Genomic DNA, 9242 nt, shown 5'->3' with positions numbered 1-9242 from the left:
CTGCCGCTCCGCCCGGAGACAGACGCTTGCTCACAAATTTCCGGTGACATGTGAGCGCAGTGTCTTGCCAGTGCGGATCTGCAGTGCCGCCAAGCGACATGAATCGCTGCGCAGCCTGCCTGACCAGCATGGCCCCGTCCGGGCCGCCACGATGATAAACATTTGTGTCCGCCATATGCGCCATCAAGGCGAACAATACATCGATTTGCGCATGGTATTGCGAGCGGCCTGCGGCCAGCGTTTGATGCAGCTGCGGCAAACCGATCTCGAACACCGCCGGGAATCCCTTGGCGCCTTCTTCGCGTGCGCCGCTAACAGCGTAAAGATGCGCGACATGCATGCCGTGCGAAGTAGCGGATGCCGGCGGCACCGAATGCGTCTCTAACGCGCGCCCCCATTGCGCCATCAGCACCGCACGGAGCATGCTTGCGGATAAGGGCAATGCGTGGCCGTGGCAATATCCTGCTGCTGCACAGAGCAAACCAAGCGAGAAAATTGCGCCGCGATGTGTATTGATACCGCCGGTCGCCGTCAGCATGCGCCGCTCGGCTTGCATGCCCAATTCCTTCAGCGTACCAAACGGCGCATCTCTTGCACCGGCATGCGCCATCTGGATAAAGTAATGACGCAGCGAAAAAAGGCTGCGCATGAATGAAGCTGCATCCATATCGGAATGGCTGCCATTGTCTAGCGGGGAAACCAGGCCAGGCTTGGGATACAAAACCAGTTCCGCATGCAGGCTTCTTATCGCATAGCTTGCCGTCACCAGACAGGAAGTGCGCAGCAGCGTTTTTGCAGAAGACGTCGCGGCCGCATAGCTGCCTGCAGCCATCCTGAATCGCTCAGGAACAGAATGGACTGATTGCTTCATGCGGGGTTTTCCAGTTCAGCCAGCAAGTCCGCGACATGGACAAGGTCCAGCCTCAGCAGGCTCTTGGCCAGCACCCGCGCACGGTCAGGATTTTCAAGCGCTTGCGCACATTCCTTCCACGCCACTGCCCGCCCCGATGGGAAGACTATCTCGCCATCCAGCGGCAATCGTTTCGCATACAAATTCAGCAGGTTCAGACCCTGGTGTAGCTGTGCATTCGTAAGCGGATAAAAGAGCAGGTCTATGTCCGAGGCAGCGCCAAGATAGGGCAAGCCGGTTATTGCCTGCATCGCGGCGGATCCATAGACGCGAAACTCCAGCTTGCTGCTGGTTGCCGCATCGGATAATTCTGAAAATACCGAATGCCACGCCAGCGGCAATGCAGATTCTGCGCCTATGATTGCAAGCGGTGCACCGAAGCGCACGATGTCTTCCGTGCAGACAGAAAAAGGGATGCGTACCTTTGCGCCAGTATGTTGATCAGGTGGCGCTGTCAAACCCAGATACAGGATGTTCTTTCCGGGTTCCGGGTCGCTCCTGCGCACTACGGCCGGCCAGTCGTTTTCTGCCCATCGCATCAATTCCCTGGCGTGGGCAGGCGACACCGTTTGAATGGCACGCTGCCATCCACCGGCAGACAGCCAGACTCTGTTATGACGATGAAACATCGCGGGTTTCCAGAACGGCTTGTGAGACCGGCAGTGCCATTTTTCGCCCGCCTCTTTCCCATCCACGTTCGCTGCGGCGATCGCTAGTGTCTGTCTGTTGCAGCGCCTGGAGCAGGCAGGATGCAAGATCATCGCGCCAGATCGCTTCGATGCCGCCCATATGCAGATAATTTTCAGCCCCGGGAGCAAACACCGGATTGGACTTTGCAAGTTCCATCAGCTTTTCCTCCGGTACCTTGGTAATGCGGGCCATGGCCTGCAATCCCATCACCCGGATTTCAGCCTCGGGCAGCGCATAGCAGGCATTCGCCATCAGCCCACTCGTGATGAAACCGCCGGATAGTGCCTGATCGTAGACCAGGCCTATCACCGGATGTCCTCGGCGGCGTGCGACATCTATGCATTTGCCGAGATGCGCCATATAGCGATTGATGCCCAGCATTTCGTCGCGGTGTCGCAGGCGCTGCCCCTGGGTATCGATCAAAATGACCAGCGGACGGCGCGGAAACTCACGCATGGTTGCGAGAATTGCATCAGCCTGCGCCATCGCAATTTCCACACCGATAGGCGTATGCCCGGTAGTGCCGATGACGGCAATGCTCTGCCCGTCCACCGTCGCAGTGCCGCGCAGGAAATTATCGCGCTCGATGATGTCATGACCTTGCGGAAACAACCTGGCTGCCAGTACCTGCCATTCCATTATCGTTCTCCTGCGCGGCAGGATGCCACGCGCTGCATGAACACATCGGCTTCCAGCATCGGCAACAAAACCGGCTCGGCAATACCCAGACGAGACCAGATATCCATAGGCTCGGATAGATCGCCGAAATTTTCCAGTCTCTTGCTCAAGAGTGCATGTTCGGATTCGAGCGCTTCCAGCGTCAGTTCCGCAGAACTTTGCTGGTAACGCGTAACGGCGGCGAACGCAGCAGCGCGAAATGCATCGATATCGTCAGCCAGCACCGCATCGCAATCGCCCAGCAGGTAGCGGTGTTTTCCTCCTGTCGTGCGCCACACCAGCGCCCGGTCGCGCGAATCGAATTCCTCAACCCCATGCGTGGTTTCAATGACTTCCGGTCCCGACATGGCCAGCCTTGCTTCTTCCGACATCAGGATCACATTGGCACAACAGGCCACGATGCCCATGCCGCCGAAACAGCCATTGGCGCCGCCGATCAAAACAATGACAGGAATATCCGCGGCGCGTGTGTCGAGTACCGCACGCATCACCTCCGACACCGCGATCAGACCTGCATTCGCTTCGTGCAAGCGTACGCCGCCGGTTTCCAGCATCAGCACCACAGCATCGACGCGATCGAGAATGGCGCGTTTCAATAAACCAACCAGCTTGGCACCATGTACCTCGCCTACCGCCCCACCCATGAAACCGCCTTCCTGCGATGCGGCCAGTACGGTGACGCCCATCAATGTGCCGCGCCCGATTACCACACCATCATCGAAAGATACCGGTGTATCCAGTTGCGCCAGATGCGGGCTGACTATGCGCTGGGCCGGCGGCAGAAATTCCTCGAACGAACCATCGTCCAGCAATTGATGGATACGCTGGCGTGCGTTGGCTTCCAGATAGCTGCTCATGCGCTCGCCTCCGTTACCGATTCCACGGCTTGATCCAGACGCAGACTGACCACCGCGGGAGTCGCGCCTACATCATTGATCGAGATGCGGACATCGGCCAGCGACCAGCGCAAATGGAAATCCGCCATGACGGCTTGCCAGATCGCAGCGAATCCGACCGCGGCAGTTTTCACTTCCACTTCGCAGCCGCCATTCAACTCGGCGGGTTCGATCAGCACTTCAAGATTGCCCGAGCCCACTACGCCAACCATGTTTGCATGGGGTGCAATGCGCGTGCGGCCGTTTTCAAACCGAAAATTCAAGGTTTCCATAATCTGCCTACCAGTTCCTGAAGCGTTTCGGTGGCGCATACAAACCGCCTGAAGCACGCACCAGGTCTTTCATGTTTTTTGCCGCCAATAAATCCCTGGTTGCCATGCGCTTGTCGATGCCGAGGTCTTCCGCACGCAAAATAATGCCGCGGTCGCGCAGGTTTTCCACCATTTTCTTGTCGCGCGCCATGCCGACCGGCGTGTAGCCCGCCACACCGCGGATCGCCTGCTCGCGTTCTTCCTCGGTGCGGCACAGCAGCAGGTTGGCGATGCCTTCTTCGGTCAGGATGTGGGTGACGTCGTCGCCGTAAATCATGACCGGCGGAATCGCCAGTTTTGCCTGCTCGGCCAGTTGCCAGGCATCGAGCCGTTCGACAAAAGCCGGCTGCATGTGTTCGCGAAAGGTCTCGACAATTTGCACCACCAGTTTCTGGCCGCGCGGAATCTGATTCTTGCCTTGGCGCGCCTGCTCGCCCGCCTTCAGCCAGGCCGCGCTTGGATGACGCCGGCCGCGTGCATCGGAGCCCATGTTCGGCGCACCACCGAAACCGGAAATACGATCCAGCGTGGCAGTCGATGAATTTCCCTGCAGATCGATCTGCAGCGTAGAGCCGATGAACATGTCGCATGCATAATGACCGGCCACCTGACACAGCGCCCGATTGCTGCGCATCGAGCCGTCCTGTCCGACAAAGAAAACGTCCGGACGCGCTGCAATGTAACGTTCCATGCCCAGTTCGGAACCAAAGGAATGCACTGATTCCACGAAGCCTGCTTCAATGGCTGGAATCAGCGCGGGATGCGGATTCAATGCCCAGTGCCGTCCTATTTTTCCTTTCAGACCCAGCGATTCGGCGTAGGTCGGCAAAATCAATTCAATGGCTGCAGTATCAAAACCGATGCCATGATTGATCCGTTCCACGCCATATTCGGCGTAGATGCCCTTGATGGCCATCATGGCCATCAGCACCTGCACTTCGGAAATCAATGCGGGATCGCGGGTAAACAAGGGTTCTATGTAATGCGGCGTCGGCGCCGGCACCACGAAATCCACCCAGTCTGCAGGAATATCAATGCGCGGTAGCACATCGACAATTTCATTGACCTGCGCCACTACAATGCCGCTTTTGAAAGCGGTGGCTTCCACGATGGCCGGCGTATCTTCGGTATTCGGCCCGGTGTACAGATTGCCCTGCCGGTCCGCCGCCTGTGCAGCAACCAGCGCCACACGGGGTGTCAAATCGATGAAGTAGCGCCCGAACAGTTCAAGATAGGTATGGATTGCGCCAATATTGAGCTTACCTTCCGCTACCAGCCGCGCAAGCCGTACTGCCTGCGGACCGGAGAATGAAAAATCCAGCTTGTTTGCAATGCCCTTGTCAAACAGATCCAGATGTTCCGGCAATGCCAGCACCGAAAACAGCATGTGCAGGTCATGCACATGCGCCGGATTGAGTCGACACAATGCACCTGCCAGAAAATCGGCCTGTTTCTGGTTGTTGCCCTCAAGGCAGACCCGGTCGCCGGATTCAATCAAGGTTTCGAGCAAGGCGACGATTTTGGACGGATCGGCGATCCGTCCGGTAATCGCCAGCCCGCGCTCGATTCTTTTCCGACGGTTCTCGGAAAGCAGATTCCACTGTTTCATTACGATCCAACTTTATTAGGCAGGTAGGTCACAATTTCCGGAAATACAGCCAGCAATGCTATGAACGCCATCATGATCAGAATAAACGGAACCACGCCTTTGAGAATTTCGCTGTTCCTGATGTCGGGCGATATGCCCTTGATGACGAACAAATTCAAGCCTACCGGTGGCGTAATCAGGCCGAGTTCCATGTTGACTGTAAGGATGATGCCAAACCAGATCGGGTCGAAACCGTTAGCGATAATGCCGGGCAAAATAACCGGCGTCACCATCAGGATGATGGCTACCGGCGGCAGGAAGCAGCCGAGTACCAGCAGCAGGATATTGACCCAGAACAGATATGCCCATTTCGACATTTCCAGCGCCGCCAGCCATTCCGCAGCACTTTGCGTGATGCGCAGATAACTCATCACATAGGTGAACAGAAAAGCCATTGCGATGATCATCATGATCATGCAGGACTCTTTCGCCGTACCGAGGAAGATCGCACGCACGTCCATCCAGCGATAGCATTTGTACACCAGCGCCACCAGCAACATCGCACCGAAGGCACCGATGCCGGCAATCTCTGACGGTGTGCCGATACCACCATACATCGCGTACATGATGACGGCGATCAGGATGACGAAGGGCAACAGGCGCGGCAATACTTCAAATCGTTCACGCCAGCTATAGGACTCAGCAACTGGTGCTATGACTACATCGCCTGTGCCCCTGGCCAGCGCTTCGTTGGCTAAACGTATGTCCTTGGAAGCACGATAGACGACATACGCGGCGAAGAAAAATGCCAGCAGCAAGCCTGGAATGATGCCGGCCAAAAACAACTTGCCAATTGATTGCTCGGTAATCAATCCATAGATGATTAAAGTGATGGACGGTGGAATCAGAATACCCAGCGTGCCACCCGCAGCGATCAGGCCAGTCGCCAATGCATCCGAATAGCCGCGCTTGCGCATTTCGGGAATACCCATGCCACCGATCGCCGCACATGTCGCAGGACTTGAGCCGCACAATGCAGCAAAAACAGTACAACCGAGCACGTTAGCCACACCAAGCGAGCCGGGCATCCTGTGCATCCAGCGATAAGCGGACTCATACAAATCGACTGCCGCCCGCGTCTTGCCAATCGCCGCGCCCATGATGATGAACAATGGAATAGTCAGCAAGGTGAAATTATCCAGCTCGCCATACAGCGTTTCCGCCAGCATTTCCATGTTCATCGGCGGCATGAAAAAGTACATGAAGCCGAGCGCGCTGGCACCCAGCGCAAATGCAATCGGCATGCCTGAAAAAAGCAATACCAGGGTAACGCTCAAGTACAGTAAACCAAGTTCTAGCGTTCCCATTTCAGGCTCCCATCAAATTTTGTTCTTGCTGTTTTTTATGCGGGCTACGTATGGCCAGGGTTTCCACTATCTGCATGAACATCTGCAGCGCCATGGTGCTCAAACCAAAGGCCATGAAAAAATAGGGAATCCACAGCGGCGGTGCCCAGGTAGAACTACTGGTCCAGCCTTGCTGGTAAGCGTTCCAGCTGAATTGCCAGGCGTTCCGGGCGATAAAAAAGACCACTACCAGTGACAGCGCATCGCCCATCAATAAGCGATAACGGTTCCATTTGGCAGACATCACTTCATCCAGCACTTCGATACCGACATGGCCGCGCTCGGCTTGCGTATAGGCCGCAGCCAAAAATGTGGCGGCAATCAAAAGCAAGACACAAAACTCGATCATCCAGTCATTGGCGATACGCAGGAAGTAACGCGTAACAACCTCATAGACCAGCGCGAGCGTCGCCAACACGATTAAAAAGGCGGAAAGAATCGCCATCAGGCGATTGAAGGCACGCAAGCCATTGCCCGTAAGTCGGATTAAATTATTCATATGGAATTTCCTGAAAAAATGCCTGCAAACACAGTTGCAGGCATTTTAAATACAACGGGATTTACTTGACTGCTTGCGCCATGTCGAGCAATTGCTGGCCGTTCTTCACATTTTCAGCAAAGTTTTTCCAGGCAGTCTGCCTGGCCAGTTCGCGCCATTTCGCAAAAGCAGCATCGTCCATATCGGATACTTGCGCACCGTTCTTGCCGTACACTTCGCCCAGACGAACGTCATCCTTCTTCGATTCATCCATCGCAAATTTTTCCAGGCTGGTGCCAACTTCCATCACTATTTTTTGCTGTGCCGGGGTCAGACTGTCATATGTACTTTTCGCCATCAGCAACGGTTCGAACATGAACCAGAAAGTATTTTTACGCGCAGTCGTCACCTGTTTGGCAACTTCATACAAACGGAAACTCAGCAACGATGTGCTGGAGGTGATGGCAGCATCCAGTACGCCGGTCTGCATCGCGTTATATATTTCCGACGACGGCACATTGGTAATCGAACCTCCGGCACCCTTGAGCATCATGTCCATTTCCTTGCTGCCGCCGCGAATTTTGACTTCCTTCGCATCGCCAGGCTGGACAATGGCTTTCGTCTTGGATGCAACACCGCCAGCTTGCCAGACCCAGGTAATGATCTTGACGCCTTTGCTCTCGACGACATCGTTCAATGCCTTGCCTATCGGTGCTGTTTTCCAGCGCAGGCCTTGTTCATAGCTGGTCACCAGCGCAGGCATCAGACCGAGATTGGTTTCGGGAATTTTGCCGCCTTCATACGCCAATGGCAGCACAGTCATGTCCAGTGCACCGGTCTGCATCGCAGAAAACTGGCTGGTCGGCTTGACCAGGGATGCAGACGGATAAATTTCGAACTTCAGTTCACCATTGGTGCGTTTTTCTACTTCCTGTGCAAATTTGACTGCCAGACGATGGCGAAAATCAACTTCCGGACCATCTCCACCCGGGAATTGATGAGAGATTTTTATAACCTTGGTGGCGGCAAAGGAAGCGCTTGAGAACCCGAGAGCAAGCGCGCCTACCAGAATGGATGAAAGGGTAGACTTCAAAAATTTGTGACTCATAGCTGTATGTCTCCTGTATGAATTTCTTATGTAAAGATTCACTACTCTCCTTGTCGTCAATCGCAAGTGCCGGAAAAACCATCGCGGAACACGCAACTGACTAACGACTACTTCACTGATAAAGGCCGAAATCCCAACTGGAAAACAGATGCACGGCCCATGCAATTTGCATGTGTAAAATATCAGCGATCTTTCTTTTTATGTATACAAGAATACCTTTAAAGAATACACAGTCAAGAATTAAATACCTTTTATAATCACTTTTGCATGTTTTTATGTTTTTACTCTTTTGAAGAGACGCCATCTGGAAATGAAAAATCGCTCCGAAGTGTTACGCGAAACAATCGAAGAAATGATCGCGGTCGGGAAACTGCCGCCCGGTCATCATCTGGACGAAACGGAACTGGCAAAAGAATTTGGCGTATCGCGCACGCCTATCCGCGAGGCACTGATCCAGCTGGCATCAATGGGAATCATTGTCATGCGCCCGCGACGTGGTGCAGTCGTCGCTGAAATCAGCCCGCAGAAACTGGTGGAAATGTTTGAAGTGATGTCGGAGATTGAGGCGATGTGCGCAAGACTGGCTGCACGCAGGATGTCGGCTGCCGATCATGTCGAACTGCTGGCGCGACACCATGCCTGCGAAGAAGCGCGCAAGGCGCCGGACCCGGATGAATATTTTTATCGCGGCGAAGAATTTCACGACTGGATTTATGCCGGCAGCCACAACACCTTTCTGATCGAACAGGCGCGCACCCTGCATCGCAGACTGCGGCCTTATCGGCGCTTGCAGTTGCGCGTGCGTGGCCGCATCAATACATCTTTTTCAGAACATGATGCCGTCGTCAACGCGATTATCGAGGGAAACAGCGATGCTGCAGGTGAACTGCTGCGCGATCACATCATGATCCAGGGACAGCGGTTTACAGATCTGATTGCGTCGATGTCAAGACTCTCCAATCTTGCTGCGTGAGGGCATCAACGCATTAGAGCAGTGCTTTTGCAGCCGCGCTGTGGAACCGAATGCTGGCGCACTTTTATCTGGCAAGTACTAGCATTACGGTATCGATAACCGCTGACACAAAATCGCGCGGCTCTTCGCTTCCATGCGACCCTGAAACAGCTTTAGTTACGCAGCTGTTACGCAGTTTGTGCAGCCAGCGTATCTCCTTATGGA

Annotated in this window: 10 protein-coding genes; 1 reads left to right on the top strand and 9 read right to left on the bottom strand. The window is 54.7% G+C overall.

Features of this window, described 5'->3' with window-relative positions; genetic code table 11:
• The 9 genes from mdcB to dctP all read right to left on the bottom strand — a co-directional run.
• Window positions 1-871, bottom strand: an 871-nt coding sequence (gene mdcB, locus Q7T06_RS04240; protein ID WP_304780714.1) for a triphosphoribosyl-dephospho-CoA synthase MdcB, incomplete at its 3' end; no start/stop codon positions are given.
• Window positions 868-1539, bottom strand: a complete 672-nt coding sequence (gene mdcG / locus Q7T06_RS04235; protein WP_304780711.1) for a malonate decarboxylase holo-[acyl-carrier-protein] synthase — start codon at window positions 1537-1539, stop codon at window positions 868-870. The genes mdcG and mdcB, both read right to left, overlap by 4 nt.
• Window positions 1523-2239, bottom strand: coding sequence for a biotin-independent malonate decarboxylase subunit gamma (mdcE, locus tag Q7T06_RS04230; RefSeq protein ID WP_304780708.1), 717 nt, complete (start codon window positions 2237-2239; stop codon window positions 1523-1525). Before mdcE ends, mdcG begins: the two co-directional genes overlap by 17 nt.
• Window positions 2239-3135 carry a biotin-independent malonate decarboxylase subunit beta gene (locus tag Q7T06_RS04225; protein WP_304780704.1) on the bottom strand — a complete coding sequence of 299 codons (897 nt, stop codon included), beginning with the start codon at window positions 3133-3135 and terminating at the stop codon, window positions 2239-2241. Before Q7T06_RS04225 ends, mdcE begins: the two co-directional genes overlap by 1 nt.
• Window positions 3132-3446, bottom strand: coding sequence for a malonate decarboxylase acyl carrier protein (gene mdcC, locus Q7T06_RS04220; RefSeq protein WP_304780701.1), 315 nt, complete (start codon window positions 3444-3446; stop codon window positions 3132-3134). Before mdcC ends, Q7T06_RS04225 begins: the two co-directional genes overlap by 4 nt.
• A gap of 7 nt (window positions 3447-3453) precedes the next feature.
• Window positions 3454-5094, bottom strand: coding sequence for a malonate decarboxylase subunit alpha (gene mdcA / locus Q7T06_RS04215; protein WP_304780698.1), 1641 nt, complete (start codon window positions 5092-5094; stop codon window positions 3454-3456).
• Window positions 5094-6440 carry a TRAP transporter large permease gene (locus Q7T06_RS04210; RefSeq protein WP_304780695.1) on the bottom strand — a complete coding sequence of 449 codons (1347 nt, stop codon included), beginning with the start codon at window positions 6438-6440 and terminating at the stop codon, window positions 5094-5096. Before Q7T06_RS04210 ends, mdcA begins: the two co-directional genes overlap by 1 nt.
• A gap of 1 nt (window position 6441) precedes the next feature.
• On the bottom strand, window positions 6442-6978 hold the full coding sequence (locus Q7T06_RS04205; RefSeq protein ID WP_304780691.1) for a TRAP transporter small permease: 537 nt from the start codon (window positions 6976-6978) through the stop codon (window positions 6442-6444).
• 61 nt (window positions 6979-7039) lie between these two features.
• On the bottom strand, window positions 7040-8065 hold the full coding sequence (dctP, locus tag Q7T06_RS04200; protein WP_304780688.1) for a TRAP transporter substrate-binding protein DctP: 1026 nt from the start codon (window positions 8063-8065) through the stop codon (window positions 7040-7042).
• A 310-nt stretch (window positions 8066-8375) separates the two neighbouring features.
• Between dctP and Q7T06_RS04195 the strand changes: the two genes are divergently transcribed.
• On the top strand, window positions 8376-9038 hold the full coding sequence (locus Q7T06_RS04195; RefSeq protein WP_370652340.1) for a GntR family transcriptional regulator: 663 nt from the start codon (window positions 8376-8378) through the stop codon (window positions 9036-9038).
• Window positions 9039-9242: the final 204 nt, after the last annotated feature.

It is taken from the genome of Herminiimonas sp., assembly GCF_030645555.1.
GTDB lineage: Bacteria > Pseudomonadota > Gammaproteobacteria > Burkholderiales > Burkholderiaceae_D > Oxalicibacterium.
The sequence above is the reverse complement of the archived record's forward strand: the minus strand, read 5'-3'. Positions and strand labels throughout refer to the sequence as shown.

What these genes read in the sequence shown, in the direction of transcription:
- mdcG (WP_304780711.1), bottom strand. Translation starts at nt 1,539, where the DNA reads ATGTTTCATCGTCATAACAGAGTCTGGCTGTCTGCCGGTGGATGGCAG.
- mdcE (WP_304780708.1), bottom strand. Translation starts at nt 2,239, where the DNA reads ATGGAATGGCAGGTACTGGCAGCCAGGTTGTTTCCGCAAGGTCATGAC.
- Q7T06_RS04225 (WP_304780704.1), bottom strand. Translation starts at nt 3,135, where the DNA reads ATGAGCAGCTATCTGGAAGCCAACGCACGCCAGCGTATCCATCAATTG.
- mdcC (WP_304780701.1), bottom strand. Translation starts at nt 3,446, where the DNA reads ATGGAAACCTTGAATTTTCGGTTTGAAAACGGCCGCACGCGCATTGCA.
- mdcA (WP_304780698.1), bottom strand. Translation starts at nt 5,094, where the DNA reads ATGAAACAGTGGAATCTGCTTTCCGAGAACCGTCGGAAAAGAATCGAG.
- Q7T06_RS04210 (WP_304780695.1), bottom strand. Translation starts at nt 6,440, where the DNA reads ATGGGAACGCTAGAACTTGGTTTACTGTACTTGAGCGTTACCCTGGTA.
- Q7T06_RS04205 (WP_304780691.1), bottom strand. Translation starts at nt 6,978, where the DNA reads ATGAATAATTTAATCCGACTTACGGGCAATGGCTTGCGTGCCTTCAAT.
- dctP (WP_304780688.1), bottom strand. Translation starts at nt 8,065, where the DNA reads ATGAGTCACAAATTTTTGAAGTCTACCCTTTCATCCATTCTGGTAGGC.
- Q7T06_RS04195 (WP_370652340.1), top strand. Translation starts at nt 8,376, where the DNA reads ATGAAAAATCGCTCCGAAGTGTTACGCGAAACAATCGAAGAAATGATC.